Source organism: Rhodococcus sp. FG69 (genome assembly GCF_057808915.1).
Genome location: NZ_JBMDIX010000014.1, coordinates 58,705 through 80,562, shown reverse-complemented (window position 1 = coordinate 80,562; position 21,858 = coordinate 58,705). Strand labels below are relative to the sequence as shown.

The window sequence follows — 21,858 nt, the reverse complement described above, 5'->3', positions numbered from 1 at the left end:
TTGAAAGACGCTTCACACCCCAGCGGTGAGAAGAACACAGGGGACGGACTGGGAGCAGACCTCCGGACAAGAAAAGGATTGCCACATGGCACGTCTCGCAGGTGTGGATCTGCCGCGCGAAAAGCGCATGGAGATCGCACTGACTTACATCTACGGCGTAGGCCGTACCCGCTCCAAGGAAATCCTCGACGCAACCGGGGTCAACCCGGATCTGCGCAGCAAGGATTTGGCCGACGAAGATCTGACCAAGCTCCGCGAGTACATCGAGGAGTCCCTCAAGGTCGAGGGCGACCTGCGCCGCGAGGTTCAGGCCGACATCCGTCGCAAGATCGAAATCGGCTGCTACCAGGGCCTTCGCCACCGTCGTGGTCTGCCCGTCCGTGGACAGCGCACCAAGACCAATGCGCGCACCCGTAAGGGCCCCAAGCGCACCATTGCCGGCAAGAAGAAGGCGAAGTAATGCCCCCTAAAGCACGCGGTACCGGTCCGAAGAAGGCGCAGAAGACGCGTCGCAGGGACAAGAAGAACGTCCCGCACGGATCTGCGCACATCAAGAGCACGTTCAACAACACGATCGTGTCGATCACCGACCCGGCCGGCAATGTCATCTCGTGGGCGTCGTCGGGCCACGTGGGCTTCAAGGGCTCGCGCAAGTCGACGCCGTTCGCCGCCCAGCTCGCAGCCGAAAGCGCTGCCCGCAAGGCGCAAGAACACGGCGTCAAGAAGGTCGACGTGTTCGTCAAGGGTCCCGGCTCCGGCCGTGAGACCGCGATCCGCTCGCTTCAGGCCGCTGGCCTCGAGGTCGGCACCATCTCCGATGTCACCCCTCAGCCGCACAACGGCTGCCGTCCGCCCAAGCGGCGTCGGGTCTAGCGGGAAGGAAAGGTTTAGAAAATGGCACGTTATACCGGTCCTATCACCCGCAAGTCGCGTCGTCTGCGCGTCGACCTCGTCGGAGGCGACCAGGCGTTCGAGCGCCGTCCTTACCCGCCCGGCCAGCACGGCCGCGCGCGGATCAAGGAGAGCGAGTACCTGCTCCAGCTGCAGGAGAAGCAGAAGGCTCGCTTCACCTACGGCGTCATGGAGAAGCAGTTCCGTCTGTACTACAAGGAAGCCAACAGGCGCCCCGGCAAGACCGGTGAGAACCTGCTGACGATCCTCGAGACTCGTCTCGACAACGTGGTCTACCGTGCCGGACTGGCACGTACCCGTCGTCAGGCGCGCCAGCTGGTCACGCACGGCCACTTCCTCGTCAACAACAAGCGAGTGGACATCCCCAGCTACCGCGTCTCGCAGTACGACATCATCGATGTCCGCGAGAAGTCGGCACAGACTCTGCCGATCCAGATCGCACGCGAGAGCTACGGCGATCGTCCCGTGGCTCCGTGGCTGCAGGTCGTTCCGAACCGTCTTCGTATCCTGGTTCACCGGGTACCGGAGCGCGCACAGATCGATGTGCCGCTCCAGGAGCAGCTCATCGTCGAGTACTACTCGAAGTAAGGCGAAGCGCGCCTGCGAGTGTCACACCCGACACTCGCAGGCGTTCTCGCCTCCACACGTGGACGTCAAATAGCGGACGTCCGTACAGGAGGAACACACAATGCTCATTTCACAGCGCCCGACGTTGACCGAAGAGGTCATCGCCGACAACCGCTCGAAATTCGTCATCGAGCCGCTCGAGCCTGGCTTCGGTTACACCCTCGGCAACTCGCTCCGCCGTACCCTTCTGTCGTCGATCCCCGGCGCTGCTGTCACCAGCATCCGTATCGACGGCGTCCTCCACGAATTCACCACGGTCCCCGGAGTCAAGGAAGACGTCACCGACATCATCCTGAACCTCAAGGGCCTCGTCGTGAGTTCCGAAGAGGACGAGCCGGTCACCATGTACGTCCGCAAACAGGGCCCAGGCGCTGTCACTGCAGGCGACATCGTTCCCCCGGCAGGCGTCACGGTGAACAATCCGGATCTGCACATCGCGACCCTGAACGACAAGGGCAAGCTGGAGGTCGAGCTCGTAGTCGAGCGCGGCCGCGGTTACGTCCCTGCCGTCCAGAACAAGGCGTCCGGCGCAGAGATCGGCCGTATCCCGGTCGACTCGATCTACTCGCCGGTGCTCAAGGTCACCTACAAGGTGGAGGCCACTCGCGTCGAACAGCGCACCGACTTCGATCGGCTCGTTCTCGACGTGGAGACCAAGAACTCCATCACCGCGCGGGACGCGCTCGCTTCGGCGGGCAAGACCCTGGTTGAGCTCTTCGGTCTCGCCCGTGAGCTGAACGTCGAAGCAGAAGGAATCGAGATCGGACCCTCGCCCGCCGAGGCCGATCACATCGCTTCCTTCGGACTCCCCATCGAGGATCTGGACCTGACGGTTCGTTCCTACAACTGCCTCAAGCGCGAGGGTGTTCACACCGTCGGCGAGCTGGTTGGTCGTACCGAGTCCGATCTGCTGGACATTCGTAACTTCGGACAGAAGTCCATCGACGAGGTGAAGGTCAAGCTGCATTCGCTCGGCCTTTCGCTCAAGGACAGCCCCGCGTCCTTCGATCCGACCACCGTGCCCGGATACGACGCCACCACGGGAACGTGGAGCGACACAGACGCTAGTTCCTTCGCAGACAGCGAAGGCGCCGAGCAGGACTACGCCGAGACAGAACAGCTGTAATCAGCTCGCTGGAGCTCTTACTAGGAGATTCATCATGCCCAAGCCCACCAAGGGCCGCCGTCTCGGCGGGTCGGCGTCGCACCAGAAGGCCATCCTGGCCAACCTGGCGACGGCACTCTTCGAGCACGGCCGCATCACCACGACCGAGTCGAAGGCCAAGCGCCTTCGTCCCCACGCCGAGAAGCTCGTCACCCATGCCAAAAAGGGTGATCTGGCTCATCGTCGTGAGGTACTCAAGACGATCAACAACAAAGATGTCGTGCACAAGCTCTTCGCCGAGATCGGGCCATTCTTCGCCGATCGCGACGGTGGTTACACACGCATCATCAAGACCGTCCCCCGCAAGGGTGACAACTCGCCGATGGCCATCATCGAGCTCGTCAACGAGCAGACGGTGTCCAACGAAGCAGATCGCGCTCGTCGCGTGAAGGCTTCGCAGGCGCCTGCCGCTGCACCGGCTGCGGAGAACGTCGTCGAGGCTGTCGAAGCCGACGCGACCGACGCCGAGGTCGAGAACGCCGAAGCAGTCGTCGACGGCATCGAAGACAAGGACGCACACGCGTCGGACGCGTCCGACGCAGAAGAAGCCAAGAAGGACTAGTCCTCTTGGTTTCGGAGTACGACCGAAGCGGGCCCGCCATTCCTACCGGGAATGGCGGGTCCGCTTTTTCGGTCCCCACCAGATTTCGATTGGACATCGCCTACGACGGCACCGAGTTCTCCGGTTGGGCGCGCCAGCCAGGAATTCGAACCGTGTGCGGGGTGCTGGAAGACGCGCTGTCGACGGTGTTGCGCCAGTCGATCGAGCTGACCGTGGCAGGACGCACCGACGCCGGTGTGCATGCGAACGGACAGGTTGCTCACGTCGATATCGTCGGCGGAATCGACGAACCCCAGAGGCTCGTACGTAGGCTTGCTCGGTTCCTGCCGACCGACGTGCGGGTGAAAGCCATTTCCGAAGTCACCGCGGACTTCGATGCGCGATTCTCGGCGTTGCGACGCCATTACGAATACCGGTTCAGTACTGCGCGATACGGTGTCGACCCTCTGGAGGTCCGCAGTGTCGTCTCGTGGCCGCGCGAGATCGACCTCGCCTCGGTCCGTGACGCGTCCTCGCGGCTGATCGGACTGCACGACTTCGCGGCGTTCTGCAAACGACGAGACGGTGCGACGACGGTGCGTCAGTTGCAACGCTTCGATTGGGAGCAGGAGGGCGACCGCATCACCTCATACGTCAGCGCCGACGCGTTCTGCTGGTCGATGGTCCGGAGCCTCGTCGGGGCGATGCAGGCAGTAGGGGAGGGAAGGCGAACCCCGGAGTGGACTGCAGCGCTACTCGACACACGTTCACGCTCGAGTTCGGTGACAGTCGCACCCGCACATGGATTGTCGCTGGTTGCGGTGGACTACCCGGCGGCACACGATCTTGCAGCGCGCAACAGTGCGACGCGCGAGGTACGGTCGGCGGTACCGGCGTCCGAGGAATGTTGCTGAAACGCCGGGGAATAAGCTGACTCGGTGACCATTACGCCCATCGAACTCGCTGTCGTCGTCGGAAGCGTCAGGCCGGGCAGGCTCGGGCCGACGGTTGCGGAGTGGTTCGTGCGCACCGTCGCTGAACGGTCCGGGTTCGTGGCGAACACGATCGATCTCATGGACTTGGACCTGCCCGCGGATCTGTCTCCCTCGCCGGGCGCGGATATGTTGGCAGCTGCGGTCTCCTCCGCCGACGCGGTTGTGCTGGTGACGCCGGAGTACAACCACGGCTACCCAGGTTCGTTGAAGATCGCGCTCGACACCGTCAAGTACGAGTGGCGCGGCAAACCGGTCGGATTCGTCTCGTACGGTGGCCTTTACGGCGGTGCACGAGCAGTCGAACAACTGCGACAGGTCGCTGCGGAGTTGCACATGGTCTCGGTACGCGACAGCGTCGGATTCCCACGAGCCCGAAAGACGTTCGGGGCCGACCCAGTGGTGGTCGACGGGCCGGCCGTGGATTCGGCCGCTCGAATGCTCGACCAAGTGCAGTGGTGGGCAACAGCAGCAAAGACGTTGCGGGCATCCCGGCCGTACCCGGGTCAGTAGGAATTGCTCGCCTGTCGAAGGCTTCGGGGTCGACCGATGAACGCTGTTTCCTGTGGAATGGTGACGAGCACCAATTCCGTCTCCGAACGCTGGGTGCGGAGCCGAATTCGGTCTCCCGCAGCTCCTGGTTGAACAATGGACACGTCGGGATCCGACATCGGTGTGCGGGGGCTGTGCTCGGTCAGCGTGAGCACGGTGATGCCGTCGTGTCGAAACGGTGCTGGTGTGTCGACTTCACTGGAGAAGTCGTGAACGACGAGGTCGATTCTCGTCCCAGTGCGGTGTGGACCGCCGTCGAGCAGCAGTCGGTCAGGCGTAGCCACCGAGTCGACGAGAGGTCCCCACGCGTGCGGTCGATCGGTGCGAACCAGTATTCGTGCGCCCGTGGCGATCGCTCTGAACACGAGCTGCTGGGCGAGGTACAGCTCGCCTGCGACGTGAACGGACGCGAGATCCGAGCCGTGGATTCGCACGGCGACACCGTGACCCGAGGAATCGGAGCCGACAAGCTGTCCGCAGCCGGACGTGGGAATTCGTAGTGCGGCGACCCTGGCGGCGGGTATGTCACGAACCGGTTCGCCGCGGCCTGGAACAGTGATCGCCAGCGGCAGCGATGTCAGCAGCGCTTCACGCTGCCTACCCCTCATCGAGACCGAGCCGGCAAGTGGAGGTGTCGGCGCGGCTGTCCGAGTGACGAAGCCGCAGGATCCGCTCAGTGCGATGTGATCGGTTGTGGCACTGGGCGACAGTCGCAGTACGACGGAGGTGGACAGTGCAGGCACAGCCCAGATATCGGCGAGCGCACTGTCGTCCAACGCGCGGCACTCGAGTCCGAACCCGGTACTGATGACGCCGGGCAGTGGCGCCGAGCGCCAGTTCTCGGTGAGTGCATCGAGCGGGACACCTCGGCACATGTGCGTCGCTGCAGATCGTATGTCGTGGCGGGTGAGTAGCCGTGAATCAACCCCCCGTGCCTGCAGTGCCCGCGCGACGCGTTGCGTAGCTATCGACACCGTTCGATGCACGCCGAGGTGCCCGCCGCCGCGTGCCTCCACCGCGTCACGGTTGGTGCGAACGTCGAGGGTTACGGTCACCCATACTGTCCGCGAGGCCACCGCAGGTAGGGGGCCGATCAGATGCTCGTAAACATCGGTCGCCGGTGATCCCGATGCCGTACGCACACCGTGCGAGACAACCGTGATACCGCTCAGTGAGATGTCGTGCTGGACAAGGCAGTGCGCCCATGTCGACAGGTCGAGCGAAAAATCCGAGGTGGCACCGGAGCGTCCGAGCCGAGTGGTCGCTCCAGGGGCCGGTCGGAGTTCCAGGACGCACGAGGCGCGGCTGTCGAGTCGGTGCACACCCATCGTCGTGCCGTCGGGATCGGTGTAGTCGGAGGTGACACCGGTTGTCGGAACCGATCCGGTGGCGTACTCGAAGGCGGTGATCGCCCAGTCCAGCAGCGTGCGGCCCGAGAACACGAAGAACGGGAGAACGGCGAGTGGAACGCCGACCATCAGAGCGGTCTGCGCAGGGATGCGTGCGGCCAGCGCGAGGGAGCACACCAGAACGGCGACGACCTCGACGCCGAGCGCACGCCTCAATGTCGGCACACGAAGCCCGACACTGTGACGGCTGCGGCGGCCGAGCAGCTCAGCCATGGCGCGATTCCTCCCCCCGAGAATGTCGATCGACGAGCCGGGTCCCCACGCGACTCGTCGGGAGGACTCTATCGCACACCGACCCGGGAGTAGGTACTGTGACGGCCGGGGCCGGCGGGGGGAACGTCGGTCGACTATCGGTAGGGGGGACCGTGGCGGCGACGCCGACAACCAAGTGGCAGGTCGGCGGGTACAGATTTCTTGTCCGACGGATGGAACATGCGCTGGTCCGTCGTGATGTGCGGATGTTGCACGACCCCATGCGCTCTCAATTCCGGGCGCTGGCTGTGGGTTTGGTGGTCGCGTGCCTGGGGCTTGCCGGGTGTGCTGCCCTGGCGCTTCTTCGTCCACAGGACAAGATCGGAGATGCGTCGATCATCGTCGGCAAGGATTCAGGAGCGATGTTCGTGCGATTGGACGACGTCGTGCATCCGGTTCTCAATCTGGCATCGGCGCGGTTGATCGTGGGCCAGGCTGAGAATCCGACGATAGTCAAGGAATCGGAACTGGCAGGGAAACAACGTGGGTCGTTGGTCGGAATACCCGGTGCGCCTTCGTCTTTGCCCTACGATGTCGACGGAGCGGCGGTCGGTTGGAGCGTGTGTGACACTCTCGGCAGCACGGGGGCGGTGGCGGGTACGTCGGTGATGGCCGGTGAGCCGCACTACGACGACGGGAACGCGCCGCTCGGCGATACCGACGCGTTTCTGTGGCGAACTCCAGACGGGGTCTTCCTGGTCTACGGGGGAGTTCGAGCGCGGATCGATCTGGCGGATCGTTCGGTGGTCCGGGCTCTCGGGCTCGAGGGTGAAACGCCCTCGGACGTGAGTTCGGCACTGGTGAACGCGGTTCCAGTGGTTCCGGCGATCGTCCCACCCGTTGTTCCACTGGCGGGACAGCTACCGTCTTACGAAATCGCGGGCAAGACGATCGGGTCCGTGGTGAAGGTGTCGGGGGTGGACGTCCGGTACTACGTGGTGCTGGCAGAGGGAATCCAGTCGATCACCGAGGCCACCGCGCAACTGATCAAGTTCGCCGATTCGCAGGGGAGTCCGGAGATCGATTCACTCAACCCGGATGTTCTGCGTCGGGCACCGACGGCCGATGTGCTTGCCGTCGATACCTTTCCGTCGGCTCGGCCGACGATCGTCGACAGTGGCGCCGAGCCGGTTGCATGTGTGTCCTGGCTTCCGCAGGCTGCTCCCGATGGTGGACCGACCGCGCGTGTGGTCACGTCTGCGGGTCGCACCTTGCCGTTGGAGGAGTCGGCGCACCCGGTCGGACTGGCGCAGGCCGACGGGGGCGGTCCAGAAGCAGACGAGGTCTACCTCGCGCCCGGCAGTGGCGGTTTCGTGCAGACCACGGGCATTTCACCGACGAGTCTGCGACGCGACGCATATTTCTATGTGGCGGATACCGGTGTTCGGTTCGGTGTCGCGGACGGGGACGCGGCGAAGGCCCTGGGATTCGGAGCTGCCGCCCCGGCGCCTTGGCCGATCGTCGAACTGCTGGGTGTCGGACCGACGCTGAGTCGCGCAGCAGCGTTGACTGCTCACGACGGTCTCGGGCCGGACCCGGACGCGACCGCACTTCCGGCCGAATGAGGTCGTACCCTTTTTCGAAGGGGAATCGATATACCGAGACCGAGGACGAGAACTACACCGACGGCGGCGGCACCGGCAAGGGCGACGGAGCGCGGTCTCGTGTCGGGCGGGAGCGGTACGGTCGGCATGGGGATTGCGACTGCGTCTGCGGGAGCCGTGCCTCGGAGGCCGTCGACTTGACCGGTGACTGCGGCCAGCGGATCGACGACGCCATGACCGACGAGCGGGTTCCATCCCTCTGCGGGTGCGTGCGCCGTCGCTTCGATGCGTTCGATGACCTGGGCTGCATCGAGTTCGGGCCGGTGAGCACGAACGAGCGCTGCGACCGCGGCGACAAGAGGTGCCGAAAAGCTGGTGCCCTGGATGGGTGCGATGTTCCCCTGGTTGTCCACGGTGCCGTTGACGAGTCCCGTGCCGGTCGGTGACAGAGACGTCATCGACGTGCCCGGGGCCGCAACGTCGACCCATGGACCGGCCAACGTGAAAGCCGCTGGGGCGCCGCTGGAATCGACCGAACCGACCGTGAGTACCTGGTCGTCGAACCAGGCGGGTGTGGCTACGGTCGCGATGCGATTCCACTGGTCCGCAAAGGGGTCGGCCGGGTCCGGTGACGGGTTCTGGCTCGAGCAGGCAGATCCGCCGGCGCCGCCGGTGTTTCCGGCAGCGGCGACGACCACGACATCCTTTACTCGGGCCGCGTAGTCGATCGCAGCGCCGAGCGGTCCGTCCGCGACGCGGGTGCCACCAGGAACGCACGCCACCTCGGAAATGTTGATGACCGTTGCGCCGAGGTCGGCTGCCGTTCTGACGGCCATGGCCATCGTCATCACATTGCCGTAACCGGTTGCATTCTCGACCGACGAGTCGCCTTCCTCTTCACCTGCCTGTCGCTCGCGCTGAAAAGCGTTGCTGGACTGTCTGATCGAGATGATCTGGGCTTCGGGGGCGCCACCGGAGAAGCCGCTGCCCGGCTCTCGCGTCGCCGCGATGAGGCCTGCCACCAGTGTCCCGTGCGCGTCGCAGTCCGACAGGCCGTCTCCGGTATGGACGTAGTCGCCTCCCGGGCGCAGGCCAGGCAACCGGGGGTGCGGGGACACACCGGTGTCGACTACGGCGACGAGCTGGCCTGCGCCTCGGGTGACAGGCCAGACCGCGCCGAAGTCCAAGGTTCCGATCTCGTCGGGGACCCCCGTGCCGTCGGGTACCGCCGACACGGCTACGCAGGCGTTTCGTTGCTCGGTCGGTTCCGGCGGAGCGGCAGGGGCGGGCGCGGGCAGCAAAGCAGGGTCGACGACGGGCCGTTCCGCAGCGGCGAATCCCGCACCGAGCGTCGACGTACCGAGAAGTGCTGCGGTACCGACGACGAACAGTGCGCGCAGCGGGAACCAGATCGGCCTTCGGCCGATCACAGGGCCCGCATCGCCGAGTACAGGCCACATACCCAGCAGGCCACCGGAATCACGACCGCGATCGCCGCGTACTCGACGAGTTCCGCTGCCCGTCGCAACACCGGCGAGTACTCCCTGGCCGGGATGAACGATCCGAAGAACAATGCGACCAGAGTGAGAAGGACGCATGCTGTGAAGATCGCGAGTGGTTGGTCACGTTCTGCGAACACCACGGAGGAGGTCAGGACGAGGACAATGGTCGAACCTCCGGCGACGAGGGGAACGGCGTGATGAACCTCGGCGAACGTACGCCCGCGGAGCACGAGTATCAGAGCAGTCGCGAGCGCCAGTGCAATTCCCGGCCAATAGATCCGGTCGACAGAATCCGATCCCAGTGCGGCGAGAAGGGCGCCCGTGGCCGCGGCGGCACACGCTGCGCACACGAGGCCGGTGAGGTAGCTACGCGCGCGGCGCGCGAGATGCGCCAGATCGGCGGTAGACGGTTGGTTCTCCTCGTCGTTTTCGTCGAGCGGCGCGCCTGCTGTCGGTACCGGAGGCAGCGGGAGTCTCGCCTGCATCATCGAGATACGTGGCGCGATCGCGAGGCCCGCCAACCCGATCACCGCAGTTCCGGCGCCTACCGTGGTGAGCGGCAGCTCGACGAACAGCATGAGTGTGGATGCGCCGCAGGCAAGTCCCGCGGCGGACGCCGCTGCAGTGAACAACGCCGTGCCGTGGTTTCCCAAGCGCAGTGCAAGGATTGCCGACGCACCGACGAGCGCGCCACCCAGAAGAAGATGGGGTGCGCCGAAATTGCCTGGTACGAAACGAACCCCGGAGGTGAACATCAGCGGGAGAGCGCACCCCGAAAGAAAGACACCGGTGCGGTCGTCCCGGTAGAACCGTCCGACGATCGCACCGGCCACGACGAAGAGCACAGCTGCCACCGCGGCGCCGATGCCTGCGTCAACACCGGCGACCTCAGCCGGGGCCGAGGCGTTGCCGGCTCCGTCGTCGAGGAGCGGTCGGAGCAGCGAGAGGCACGCGAGCGCGATCGTGATTGCGCCTACTGCGAAGCCGACTCGCTGGGCGGTTCGTGCTGTCCAGAGTCCGGCGGCCTCGCTGCCGGTCGCGGCGACCGCGTACATCAGGTCGTCGAACAGCGGGGGCGGCGCCGGCGCGTCGGCCGCCCCGAGAACGAGTAGTTCACCGTCGCGAATGGACGCCTCGTTCAACGTCAACGTGTCGGCGATCGGCGGCATACCCACCTTCGACAGCACCCAGGATCGGCCTTGCCGATCGGTGGCCCCAGACGTGCCACGCGAATCGAGTACGTCCACGATGCCGGGTAGCAGCAAGGAAATCGGGACATCGGTGGGCAACGCCATGTCGACCTGCACGGACTCGCCGAGAATCGTGAGCCTGCACAGGTCCAACGGAGCAGCGCCTCCGCGCCCGTCGCCACTACGAATCGTTGCGTCATCGCCACGAATCGCCGCGCCGTCGTTGCGCGCATGCAGCCCGTGCCGATCCACGGCCTGCGAAAGGTCCCCCGTCATGCATTCCCCCCGGAATCATTGTTCGCCGAAGCATCCCCCCTGGCTGCAGGCGACTCTACGATACCTAGCCTCCCGGCGACGGCGGGTCGAGACCGGGAAGCGGTGTCAGGCCGTGGTGCCCGCTGGTTCCAGGCCAGCCAATTCGCTCACGTCGGCGAGCAATTCGTAGGACCGCAACCAGGATTCGCGATCCACCGAACCCGATGCGACGATAAGTTCGTCAGCGTCTGCGTGACGGGTGAACCGGTCCAGGTAGTCCTTCACCGTCGAGGGTGTGCCCACCGCCGAGTACTTCGTCATCTGCCGTATGTGGTGGCCTTGCGGGGCATCGAGCAGCATGTCGGCCTCATCGTCGGTGAATTTTCGACCACGACCGAGCAGGAGACTCACGCGGCTTCGCTTCGTCGCCAGGAACTGCCGTTGTGCGTCGGCTTCGGTGTCGGCTGCGATCACGTTGACTCCGGCGATCACATAGGGCGCGTCCAGTTGGGCGGACGGACGGAAGTCGGCGCGATAGATCGCCACTGCCTGCTCCAGTGCGTCAGGTGCGAAGTGCGACGCGAATGCGAACGGTAGTCCGAGCGCGGCTGCCAACTGGGCACCGAACAGCGACGATCCGAGAATGTACAGCGGAACATGGGTGCCGGCTCCAGGTGTCGCCACCACGCCCTGCACCAGCGACTCGTCCGACAGATAGCCCTGTAGTTCTTGAACGTCCTGCGGGAATCGATCGGCGGACGACGGGTCACGACGCATGGCACGCATCGTTTGCTGGTCGCTTCCCGGTGCTCGTCCGAGCCCGAGATCGATCCGCCCCGGGTGCAGGGTCGCAAGAGTCCCGAACTGCTCCGCAATGGTCAACGGAGCGTGGTTGGGCAGCATGACCCCACCGGACCCGAGCGTGATCGTGCTGGTGTTCGCCGCGACGTGGCCGATGAGGACGCTGGTCGCCGACGACGCGATGGTGCGCATGTTGTGATGCTCTGCGTACCAAATGCGCCGGTAGCCCCACTTCTCGGCCCGCTGGGCCAGCGTCACGCTCGCATCGAAGCTGTCCCGGACGCTCTCGCCTTCGCCGATGTGCGCCAGATCGAGAATGGAGAGTGGTACGGACACGGTGGATGCCAGCCTTTCGGTTCGAGAATCGAGCGTGATCTACTGCTCGACGAGCACATTGCGCTCCTCGATTTCCAACCGATGTGGATCCCGGGCTATTCCGTCGCGGCTGGAGGCGAACGCTGGCCGAGCTCGCGTCGATGCGTTAGCCTTCGCGGGCGAAGACACACTCGCCTGGGAACGGGTGTGTCGACGGTAATGGGGGATACCGATCGGCGGGGGCTGAGGATCGCGTGATTGCAGGAGCAGTGTGAGTACCGTGCGGTTCGTCCGCGGTGCGCGTCGAGGAGTTCCTCGAACACCGGGCGGCGAGGTGGCGCTCCAGGCTCCGCCGGAAATTCCGCGGATCGTGCCCGGAAACCTGATGATGAAGCTGATGCCCGTCGTCATGGTGGCGGCGATGGTCGGCATGGTTGCGTTGATGTTCACCTCGGGCATGGCTGCGAACCCGATGATGCTGATGTTCCCGGCGATGATGCTGGTGTCGATGTTGGGAATGGTGTCCGGCGGCGGCAAGAGCGGTGGAGCCCGGACGGCGGAGGCCAACGAGGATCGCAAGGACTACCTGCGATATCTGGATCAGTTGCGCAAGGATGTCGGTGTCACCTCGGCGAGTCAGCGTGCAGCGTTGGAATGGTCACACCCGGATCCCGGCGTTCTGTGGTCCTTCGCCGGTAGCTACCGGATGTGGGAACGCAGGGGCACAGATCCCGACTTCTGCCACGTTCGAATTGCTCGCGGATCGCAACGCCTTGCGACGCGGCTGGTCCCACCCGAGACCGGCCCGGTCGAAGAACTGGAACCGGTATCGGCTGTGTCACTGAGGCGATTCGTGCGTGCACATTCGGTGGTGGCTGACCTGCCGACGGCCGTGTCGTTGCGTGGATTCGCGGCCATTTCGATCGCAGGGGACCGTGATGCGGCCCGCGCGACGGTGCGCGCCATGCTGGCGTCCCTGTGCACTTTTCACGACCCGGACCAGGTCAGGCTCGCTGTGGTCTGCGGGCCGGACACGGTGATGCACTGGGACTGGACCAAGTGGCTACCGCACACCCAGCACGATCTCCTCACCGACGGGGTCGGCAGCGCTCGAATGATCTACGGTTCGTTTCTGGAGCTGGAAAGCGCTCTCGGCGAGCATCTCTCGCTACGAAACAGATTTACTCGCGGTGCTCCGCCCGCCCCTGGAGTGCCGCATCTGGTCATAGTCGTGGACGGAGGACTGCTCGACAACAGTGGCACCGACGTGATCCGCACCGGACTCGAATCGGTCACCGTCGTGGACCTGTCCGACTTCGCGACCTCGCTCGCGTCGACTCGCGGTCTACGACTGTTCACCGACAACGGGACCATCGGCGCGGTGAGCGGACCCAACGTCGAGGTCTTCGGTAATGCCGACGCGATGAGCATGGCGAACGCCGAGACCGTGGCACGTCGCCTCTCTCCGTTCCGAACGACCTCGCACGCAGGTGTCGACTCCTCGGTGAGCGATGCGGAGTCGATCTCGAGCTGGAACCATCTCCTCGGCATCGCCGATGTCGGAGAGTTCGATCCAATGCAGGTATGGACACCGCGGCGCGGACGAGATCGTTTGCGGGTCCCGATCGGTGTCGCGCCGGACGGAAGTCCGGTGGAGATCGATCTCAAGGAATCAGCGGAGAACGGAATGGGGCCCCATGGGCTCTGTATCGGCGCGACCGGATCCGGAAAGTCGGAGTTCCTCCGAACACTCGTACTCGGGCTGGTGGCGACGCACGGGCCGGACCAGCTCAATCTGGTTCTCGTCGACTTCAAGGGCGGTGCGACGTTCGCCGGCCTGGAAGACGCTCCGCACGTCGCCGCCGTCATCACGAATCTGTCCGACGATCTCGCCCTGGTCGACAGGATGAAAGATGCACTCGCGGGTGAGATGAATCGGCGTCAGGAGGTACTCCGCGACGCGGGCAACTTCGCGAATGTCACCGACTACGAGAAAGCGCGGTCGGCTGGGGCCGCGCTGGCGCCGATGCCTGCGCTGTTCATCGTCGTCGACGAGTTCTCCGAATTGCTCAGCCAGCAACCGGATTTCGCCGATCTGTTCGTGGCGATCGGGCGTCTCGGACGCTCGCTGCACATGCATCTTCTTCTGGCGAGCCAGCGGCTCGAAGAGGGGAAGCTCCGCGGTCTCGACAGTCACCTGTCGTACCGGATCGGTCTGAAGACATTCTCGGCCAACGAGTCTCGAACAGTCCTCGGAGTTCCCGACGCCTATCACCTCCCTGCGCAGCCCGGTGCGGGATACCTCAAGTGCGATTCGGCCGAGATCATGAGATTCGCGGCCTCGTACGTGTCGGGTCCCTACGTTCGGCCACGCACGAGAGTGGCCGGCACTCGGCACTCGGTGGTGGACATCCGGCCACGGGTGTTCGGCGCCTTCCCCGTGCCGATAGCCCCGGACATTCCCGTCCGCGCAGGTAGTGCGACGGACGAATTGTCGCAACCGCCCGCCGCACGCGACCGGGAAGATGGGCAGGACGGCCGGACCGTTCTCGATGTCGTCGTTGCCCGCGTCCGAGGTCAGGGAACACCTGCGCACGACGTGTGGCTGCCACCACTCGATCGGTCGCCGACGCTCGATCGTCTGCTCGCCGACGGGACCGTATCCGTAGGCGATCCGCGGGCGGCGACATTGCGAGTCCCGATCGGCGTCGTCGACCGGCCGTTCGATCAACGACGTGAACTCTTGCAGATCGACTTGTCCGCGGCGCAGGGGCATCTAGCGATCGTCGGGGGACCGCAATCCGGAAAGTCCACGGCGCTGCGGACTCTGATCATGTCGCTGGCCTCGACGCATACGCCCGAGCAGGTTCAGTTCTACTGTCTCGACTTCGGTGGAGGCACACTGAACGGGCTCACCGACCTGCCACACGTCGGGTCGGTCGCAAGCCGTCTGGACGTCGACACGGTCCGTCGGACAGTCGCGGAAGTGTCCGCCGTGATCGGACGGCGGGAACGACTGTTCCGTCAGCGCGGCATCGACTCGATGGCGGAGTTTCGTCGACGGAAGGCCGAGTCGCGGATCGACGACGAGGACAACTTCGGCGACGTCTTTCTCGTCGTGGACGGATGGGGGAGCATCCGAAGCGATTTCGAACCCCTCGAGCCCCAACTCGCAGCGCTGGCTGCACAAGGTTTGTCGTACGGGGTTCATCTCTTGATCACCGCCGCCAGATGGGCCGAAATACGTCCCGCCACCAAGGATCTCATCGGGACTCGAGTCGAACTGAAACTCGGGGACGCCTCGGATTCGGAATTCGGGCGTGCGAAAGCCGCGCGAGTGCCCGAGAACCGGCCCGGCCGAGGAATCACCAAGGACGGACTACACCTGCTGATCGGGCTGCCCAGGCTCGACGATGCGCCATCCACCCCTGATCTCGGCTCTGGTATTCAGGCGGCTGTGTCGCTGATCGCGGCGCGCTATGCCGGCCGATCCGCACCGAAGGTTCGGATGCTCCCGGACAGCTTGCCATTGGAAGAACTGCGTCGCACGTTGACCGGACGCTGGCCACGACAGCGGGGGACCACGCCCGAACTGTGGGTGCCCGTCGGTATCGACGAAGCGGAATTGAAGCCGATTGCAGTCGATTTCGCGGAGCAGGCGCATTTCATCGTGTTCGGGGACACCGAATGTGGCAAGACCGCGTTGCTCACGTCGATCTGCTCCTCGCTGACGGCGGCCAACACACCGTCGCAGGTGAAACTGATTCTGGCCGACTATCGACGGACGATGCTCGGTGTCGTCGAATCGGATCACCTGGCTGGCTACGCGGCGTCGCAGCCGGTTCTGTCGACGATGATGAACGAACTGGCGTCGAAGCTCGCAGAACGCATGCCTGGCCCGGACGTCACGGCGCAACAACTACGCGAACGGTCGTGGTGGAGTGGACCTGAGATCTTCGTGATCGTCGACGACTACGACCTGGTCGCGACCGCGTCGGGAAATCCGTTGGCCGTCTTGGCCGACTACCTCCCGCACGCCCGAGACATCGGACTGCATCTCGTTCTCGCGCGCCGTTCGGGCGGTGCGTCGCGGACCATGTACGACCAGATCATCTCGCGCATGCGAGATTTGGTGTCTCCCGGGTTGGTGATGAGCGGTAGCCGTGACGAAGGCAATCTGATCGGTACCGTGAAGCCGTCGCCGATGCCACCTGGGCGAGGTGTACTCGTGGACAGGCGAGGACAGTCGCTGGTTCAGCTCGCCTGGTCGCCCACATGAGTTCGGCCGGTACCTACGCCGCGGTACACCTCGGTGACGATTCGGTGTCGGTCCTGGTCGAATCGGGTTCGGGTCGGTCGCTTCGGTGCTTCGAGACGGCGTTGTCGATGAAGGCCGGGAACCTGGTCTTTCTCGGGTGCGAGTTCGATCCGGACGACTCGAAGCCGGACCGCGAGTCGCATCAGGACAGCGCGGAAGTCGAACGTTTTCCGTGGTCGTTCGTCGACGACGACGAGGTGCTGGTCGGTTCCATTCCGGTTCCGGCCCAGCACGTGTTCGGCGGAACGGTCGCCGATGCGCTCGGACGGTCGGGCGTACAGGGACCCGTCGACATGCTGGAGATCGTGTGCCCGTCGTTCTGGGGTGAGCATCGCCAGAGCGTGGTCCGACGCGCGATGTCGGCCCTCGCGCGCGAAGTGGTGATGGTCGACGCTGCGACTGCAGCGGTCAGGTCGGCGGGTGAACGTGCGCCGGCGTGCGCCGTCGTCGTCGAGTTGAACGAGCTGAGTTCGACCGTGAGCGCTCTGACGGCGAGCACAGCGTCGTTCGGGTCCGGGGAACCCTACGAGCGTTCCGGCCGGTGGGTTGCGCTGGGCAGCCGGGACCTCGCGTTCGCCGATTCGTTCGCCGACGCCGTCGCCTCCATCGACGAGCGGGTGACGACATGCGCGGCGGCCTTCCTCGGGAACGGCCCGGCAGAGGTGTTCATCCTCGAATCGACGAGGCACACAACCGTTCCGGAACTGCTACGAGAGTCGTCACATCGATTGCATCGCCTGCGAGGACCCGACGTGGTCCGGTCGATCGCAGACGGGGCCGACTGGGCCGGTGGGGCAGACGGGGGTGATCCTCCAACTGTTCGTGAGGGGTTGCTGCCGGATGGAGCGCCGAGACCCGTCCGCGCGGCGGCTTGGCTCGTGGACGCCCCGACCCCGCCGCCCCCGAGCGCCGAGCGCCGTGCCCCGATACTTCTGGCAGGAATGGTGGCGGCCGTCGCGGCGGTGGTGGTCGGAGGTTTCGTGGTTTTCGATGCCGTCACGAATTCCTCGACGCCCGTCGCGATGCCTGCTCGGTCGACCGATGTCGGATCGGCAGTCACATCGAATTCCCGTGCGCCGTCATCCGAGTCGCCGAGTCGTCGTGAGACGACGAGTGTCGGTGCGCCCTCCGCGTCGGAGACGATCGAGTCCGAAACCGACGCCCGTCCGCCTCCGGTGGCGCGTTCGTCGTTCGGTAGGGCGAGCGTGGAGGTTCCCGCGTCGTGGTCCGAACGTCCCGAAGTCGGTCGACTTCTGCTGGTGCCACCCGACTACCCAGACCGCAGAATCGTGCTCGCCACTGTGGATCTCCAGCCGGCGGTCACATTCGACGACGTCGCCGACGATCTCGAGGAGCAACTGGTGGCTCGGGGCGAACGCTCCACGATCGGAAGCTTCACGCGTGCAACCGACTTCGGCGGGAGAGTCGGCATCTCCTACGTCGAGTCACCCGGCGACGCATCGGTGGTCCACTGGCGAGTCTTCGTCGACGACGGTCTGCAGATCAGCATCGGCTGTCAGAGCTCGATGGGAGCCGAAGAGGTACTCCACGACGATTGTGCGCACGCCGTCGAGAGCCTCGCGGTGGCCGGTTCGTAGGTCAGAGGGTGCAGGCATTTCGAGAATGTTTGCTTTGGATGGAACCGAACCGCTACGCGGATGCGTCCAATCAGATGTAGGGGGAGTTCCGCAGGTGCGCCGCGGTGAACCGGCCTCGACCGAGCATTCACCCGAGTGCTCGAAACCGAAGAACATGAAGGAGTCGACATGGCAGAAACAGATATTCAGACCATGCTCGCAGTGTCTGCAAAGGTCGACGGCTTGCGCGAGCAGATCGGCGGCTTGCTGCGGGCGCTGCGCGCGGACGTCGACCTCGCGGCCTCGGGGATCTGGAAGGGCACTGCGTCGACGACGTTCGCCCAGGTCATGACCAGCTGGGATTCGAGTGCTTTCAAGTTGGAGAACGCGCTCGCCGGCATCGGCGAGTCGATCAAGACGAGCGGTGTGCAATACGACCAGTCCGAGCAGGACAACGTCGCGCAGATCAACACCATCGGCAGCAGCCTCAACCTCTGATCGCGTCACCCGAAGACACAGAACGTCCCTGAGTCGACACTGGTCGGCCTAACGAACGTGAGGAATCGATGATGAACGGCGAAATCAAGTACAACTTCGGTGCTATCGGCGATCTGGCCGGTGGAATGACGACCAAGTGGTCGTCGCTGAACGAAAAGCTCGACGAGGTCAAGTCCACTATCCAGCCTCTGGTCGCGACCTGGCAGGGCGCTGACTCCGATGCTTACCAGGTCAAGCAGGCCGAGTGGAATGCGGCGCAGGCTGAGCTGAACGGCGTCCTGCAGAGTCTGATCGGCTCCGTCACCTCCGGCAACCAGCGGATGCAGGAGCAGGAAGCGCTCAACAGGTCGCGTTTCTCGTAGAAGCCTCGATCCACGACGTGCATCACGGCCCCGGTGTCCATCGACATTGGGGCCGAATGCTGCGCGTGCCGGGGCGTTCGTTGTTCACTGGACTTCATGAACCGTGACAGCGCGCGAATCGACGAGTCGAGGGCTTTGGTGGCCGCGCGGCTCGAGTCGCTGCGAGCGCAGTTCCGGGCGATCGTCGAAGGCTCGCGGTGGTCGACCGACGACGACGAACACGACCCCGAGGGATCGACTATCGCGTTCGAGCGAGCAGCGGTACTGTCGCTCGCACGTGATGCGGAAGACGAGCTCAGAGAGCTCGAGGCCGCCGCGGTGCGGGTGTCGGCGGGGACATACGGCACGTGCGAGCGGTGTGGCTCACCGATTGCCGATGCGCGACTGGAAGCCCTGCCTGCCGCGCGTCGCTGCATAACGTGTGTGCGGATGCGGTGAGCGCCTCGGTTGGCGTTTTGACCTGGGGGACCGGTTCCCGGTATCGTCCCTCTTTGGCGTGTATGGGCTCGCCGCGCACAATGCTGCGCGTCGATCTCTTGATCTCGGGTCTCAACTGGCCGCCGAGGTCATTCACTCGTCTTGGCCAGCAGCGACATCATGAAGACAGGAAACCTGTGTCTACATACAGCCCGAAGGCCGGGGACACCACCCGGACTTGGCATGTGATCGACGCCACGGACGTCGTGCTCGGACGCCTTGCCGTCCAGGCCGCGACGCTTCTGCGCGGAAAGCACAAGCCGACCTACGCACCCAACGTCGACGGTGGCGACTTCGTCGTCATCATCAACGCCGAGAAGGTTGCCATCAGTGGCAACAAGCTCGACGGCAAGTTCCATCACCACCACTCCGGCCACCCGGGCGGTCTGAAGTCGCGCTCGACCCGACAGGTGTTGGAGAACAACCCCGATCGTCTTGTGGAGAAGGCCGTCAAGGGCATGATCCCCAAGAACAAGCTCGGCAATGCCATCGCGGGCAAGCTGAAGGTCTACGCGGGACCCAACCACCCGCACGCAGCTCAGCAGCCCGTTCCGTTCGAGATCAAGCAGGTGTCCCAGTGACGGCGCCGGAGGGAAATGACGTGACGTCGCAGGAAAACCTGGAAGATGGCGTGGAGATCGCCGCGGACGAGTTCGTGGCAGTCGAAGACCCCGAGGTCGTAGAAGAGATCGAAGCAGCCGCTGCGGCGCCCGCTCCGATCCTGTTCGATCGCCCGGTCCAGACCGTCGGTCGTCGTAAGGAAGCTGTTGCTCGTGTTCGGTTCACCCCGGGCACCGGCGGCTTCAAGCTCAACGGCCGGAGCCTCGAGGACTACTTCCCGAACAAGGTGCACCAGCAGCTGATCAAGGCTCCGATGGTGCTCGTCGATCGGGCAGAATCCTTCGACATCGTCGCGCTGCTGCACGGTGGCGGACCTTCCGGTCAGGCCGGCGCGCTGCGTCTCGCCATCTCGCGCGCCCTCATCGAGGTCACCCCCGAGGATCGCCCGCCGCTCAAGGCTGCCGGCTTCCTCACCCGTGACGCGCGTGCGGTCGAGCGTAAGAAGTACGGCCTGAAGAAGGCCCGTAAGGCGTCGCAGTACTCCAAGCGCTGACGCTTCATACAGATCTACCCGCGAGGGCAGGCGTCCAGATGTACCGGATGCCTGCCCTCGCGGCGTTTGTTTCAGCTGCTCCACTATTTTCCGGCGAAGGGGGACGGGTCCGCATGACTCGACTGTTCGGTACCGACGGCGTACGGGGGCTGGCCAATGGCCTGTTGACTCCCGAACTGGCACTGAAGGTGGCCAAGGCTTCCGCTGCGGTACTGGCACCTGGTTCTGCGGGCGAGCGGCCGATGGCAGTCGTGGGTCGGGATCCGCGGGCCAGCGGGGAGATGCTGGCCGCGGCAGTCACCGCAGGCCTTACCGCGTCCGGTGTCGATGTCGTCGACGTCGGCGTGATACCTACGCCCGCAGTCGCATTCCTCACTTCCGAGTACGGCGCGGCCCTCGGAGTCATGATCTCGGCGTCGCACAACCCCATGCCGGACAACGGAATCAAGATTTTCGCTGCCGGGGGCCACAAGCTCGATGACGACGTCGAGGAACGAATCGAATCGTTCATCGCCGACGGCACGACGGGTGACGCACCGGTCGGTGCCGAGATCGGCCGAGTTCGCGCGGCCGTCGATGCAGTCGAACGGTACGTCGCACATGTCAGCGGCGCGCTCTCCACACGTCTGGACGGACTGACCGTTGTCGTCGACTGCGCGCACGGAGCGGCTTCGGCGGTTGCCCCCGATATCTACACCGCGGCCGGTGCGACGGTTGTCGCGATCAACGCGCAGCCCGACGGGCTCAACATCAACGACGGCTGCGGATCGACCCATATGGGAGACCTGCAGAAAGCTGTGGTCGAGCACGGCGCGGATCTGGGTATCGCCCACGACGGTGATGCCGACCGATGTCTCGCGGTCGACGCTGCGGGCGCAATCGTCGACGGTGACGCCATCATGGCTGTTCTCGCCGTGGGGATGAAGGAATCCGGTTCGCTGACCGACAACACGCTGGTAGCAACCGTCATGAGCAATCTCGGCTTGCACATTGCGATGCGCGCCGAGGGTATTGCTATCCGCACGGCAGCGGTCGGAGACAGGTACGTTCTCGAAGAGCTGCGTAGCGGTGGCTACGCCCTCGGCGGTGAGCAGAGTGGCCACGTGGTGGTGCCGAAGTACGGAACAACCGGCGACGGTGTGTTGACGGCGCTGCTCGTGATGGGTCGGATGGCCTCGACGGGGCGGTCGCTCGCGGAGCTCGCCTCCGTGATGACGACGTTGCCGCAGGTCTTGATCAACGTCAAGGTCTCGGACAAGGGTGCGGTCGCAGCCGCGCCGTCGGTGCTGGACGGCGTCGCCGAGGTCGAACGGGTGCTGGGTGATACCGGCCGAGTGCTGTTGCGTCCCAGCGGCACCGAGCAACTCGTTCGGGTGATGGTCGAGGCAGCCGAGCCGGACCTGGCCCGCCGGCTCGCCGAAGATCTGGCGAGCCGGGTCGGGCAGGTCTGATCTC

20 protein-coding genes are annotated in these 21,858 nt (G+C 64.8%); 16 read left to right on the top strand and 4 right to left on the bottom strand.

Translation table 11 applies throughout. The features are described 5' to 3' along the window. The first annotated feature begins 85 nt into the window (after positions 1-85). The 7 genes from rpsM (at position 86) to ACODSO_RS13210 (ending at position 4,750) form a co-directional block, all read left to right on the top strand. A complete protein-coding gene (rpsM, locus tag ACODSO_RS13240; RefSeq protein WP_068380888.1) occupies positions 86-460 on the top strand; it encodes a 30S ribosomal protein S13 in 375 nt (124 codons plus the stop codon). Further along, a complete protein-coding gene (rpsK, locus tag ACODSO_RS13235; protein ID WP_008718225.1) occupies positions 460-873 on the top strand; it encodes a 30S ribosomal protein S11 in 414 nt (137 codons plus the stop codon). The genes rpsM and rpsK overlap by 1 nt, the downstream gene beginning before the upstream one ends. A gap of 21 nt (positions 874-894) precedes the next feature. Next, positions 895-1,500, top strand: coding sequence for a 30S ribosomal protein S4 (gene rpsD / locus ACODSO_RS13230; RefSeq protein WP_068380891.1), 606 nt, complete (start codon positions 895-897; stop codon positions 1,498-1,500). 100 nt (positions 1,501-1,600) lie between these two features. Beyond that, positions 1,601-2,665 carry a DNA-directed RNA polymerase subunit alpha gene (locus ACODSO_RS13225; protein WP_068380893.1) on the top strand — a complete coding sequence of 355 codons (1,065 nt, stop codon included), beginning with the start codon at positions 1,601-1,603 and terminating at the stop codon, positions 2,663-2,665. Between the two features lie 34 nt (positions 2,666-2,699). Beyond that, entirely contained in the window at positions 2,700-3,266 is a 567-nt protein-coding gene (gene rplQ / locus ACODSO_RS13220) for a 50S ribosomal protein L17 (RefSeq protein ID WP_068380896.1), read from the top strand. A gap of 5 nt (positions 3,267-3,271) precedes the next feature. Then, a complete protein-coding gene (gene truA / locus ACODSO_RS13215) occupies positions 3,272-4,159 on the top strand; it encodes a tRNA pseudouridine(38-40) synthase TruA (protein WP_489037313.1) in 888 nt (295 codons plus the stop codon). Between the two features lie 30 nt (positions 4,160-4,189). Further along, on the top strand, positions 4,190-4,750 hold the full coding sequence (locus tag ACODSO_RS13210) for an NADPH-dependent FMN reductase (RefSeq protein ID WP_489037329.1): 561 nt from the start codon (positions 4,190-4,192) through the stop codon (positions 4,748-4,750). Here the strand turns inward: ACODSO_RS13210 and eccE are convergent. After that, positions 4,744-6,411, bottom strand: coding sequence for a type VII secretion protein EccE (eccE, locus tag ACODSO_RS13205; RefSeq protein WP_489037312.1), 1,668 nt, complete (start codon positions 6,409-6,411; stop codon positions 4,744-4,746). The two genes, ACODSO_RS13210 and eccE, sit on opposite strands and share 7 nt — an antisense overlap. A 152-nt stretch (positions 6,412-6,563) precedes the next feature. Between eccE and eccB the strand changes: the two genes are divergently transcribed. Next, positions 6,564-8,015, top strand: coding sequence for a type VII secretion protein EccB (gene eccB / locus ACODSO_RS13200; RefSeq protein WP_489037328.1), 1,452 nt, complete (start codon positions 6,564-6,566; stop codon positions 8,013-8,015). On the opposite strand, the gene mycP is transcribed toward eccB, so the two are convergent. The 3 genes from mycP to ACODSO_RS13185 all read right to left on the bottom strand — a co-directional run bounded on the left by mycP (position 7,964) and on the right by ACODSO_RS13185 (position 12,078). Next, positions 7,964-9,463, bottom strand: coding sequence for a type VII secretion-associated serine protease mycosin (mycP, locus tag ACODSO_RS13195; protein WP_489037327.1), 1,500 nt, complete (start codon positions 9,461-9,463; stop codon positions 7,964-7,966). The genes eccB and mycP overlap by 52 nt on opposite strands. Continuing rightward, a complete protein-coding gene (gene eccD, locus ACODSO_RS13190) occupies positions 9,421-10,962 on the bottom strand; it encodes a type VII secretion integral membrane protein EccD (protein WP_489037311.1) in 1,542 nt (513 codons plus the stop codon). Before eccD ends, mycP begins: the two co-directional genes overlap by 43 nt. A 105-nt stretch (positions 10,963-11,067) precedes the next feature. Beyond that, positions 11,068-12,078, bottom strand: a complete 1,011-nt coding sequence (locus ACODSO_RS13185) for an LLM class flavin-dependent oxidoreductase (RefSeq protein WP_489037310.1) — start codon at positions 12,076-12,078, stop codon at positions 11,068-11,070. Positions 12,079-12,328: 250 nt separating this feature from the next. Here ACODSO_RS13185 and eccCa point away from each other — a divergent pair, with 250 nt between their 5' ends. From eccCa to glmM, 8 genes are all read left to right on the top strand, one after another. Next, positions 12,329-16,336, top strand: a complete 4,008-nt coding sequence (eccCa, locus tag ACODSO_RS13180; RefSeq protein ID WP_489037309.1) for a type VII secretion protein EccCa — start codon at positions 12,329-12,331, stop codon at positions 16,334-16,336. After that, positions 16,333-17,973, top strand: a complete 1,641-nt coding sequence (locus ACODSO_RS13175; RefSeq protein ID WP_489037308.1) for a type VII secretion-associated protein — start codon at positions 16,333-16,335, stop codon at positions 17,971-17,973. Before eccCa ends, ACODSO_RS13175 begins: the two co-directional genes overlap by 4 nt. A 168-nt stretch (positions 17,974-18,141) precedes the next feature. Continuing rightward, entirely contained in the window at positions 18,142-18,450 is a 309-nt protein-coding gene (locus tag ACODSO_RS13170; protein ID WP_231912741.1) for a WXG100 family type VII secretion target, read from the top strand. Between the two features lie 68 nt (positions 18,451-18,518). Next, positions 18,519-18,812, top strand: a complete 294-nt coding sequence (locus tag ACODSO_RS13165; protein WP_068380933.1) for a WXG100 family type VII secretion target — start codon at positions 18,519-18,521, stop codon at positions 18,810-18,812. A 96-nt stretch (positions 18,813-18,908) separates the two neighbouring features. Beyond that, on the top strand, positions 18,909-19,250 hold the full coding sequence (locus tag ACODSO_RS13160; protein WP_489037307.1) for a TraR/DksA family transcriptional regulator: 342 nt from the start codon (positions 18,909-18,911) through the stop codon (positions 19,248-19,250). A 176-nt stretch (positions 19,251-19,426) separates the two neighbouring features. Beyond that, complete coding sequence (gene rplM / locus ACODSO_RS13155; protein WP_068380939.1) at positions 19,427-19,870, top strand: 50S ribosomal protein L13; 444 nt, start codon at positions 19,427-19,429, stop codon at positions 19,868-19,870. Then, positions 19,867-20,403 carry a 30S ribosomal protein S9 gene (rpsI, locus tag ACODSO_RS13150; protein ID WP_082898136.1) on the top strand — a complete coding sequence of 179 codons (537 nt, stop codon included), beginning with the start codon at positions 19,867-19,869 and terminating at the stop codon, positions 20,401-20,403. The genes rplM and rpsI overlap by 4 nt, the downstream gene beginning before the upstream one ends. 113 nt (positions 20,404-20,516) lie before the next feature. Next, complete coding sequence (glmM, locus tag ACODSO_RS13145; protein ID WP_489037306.1) at positions 20,517-21,854, top strand: phosphoglucosamine mutase; 1,338 nt, start codon at positions 20,517-20,519, stop codon at positions 21,852-21,854. The last annotated feature ends 4 nt before the right edge of the window (positions 21,855-21,858 follow it).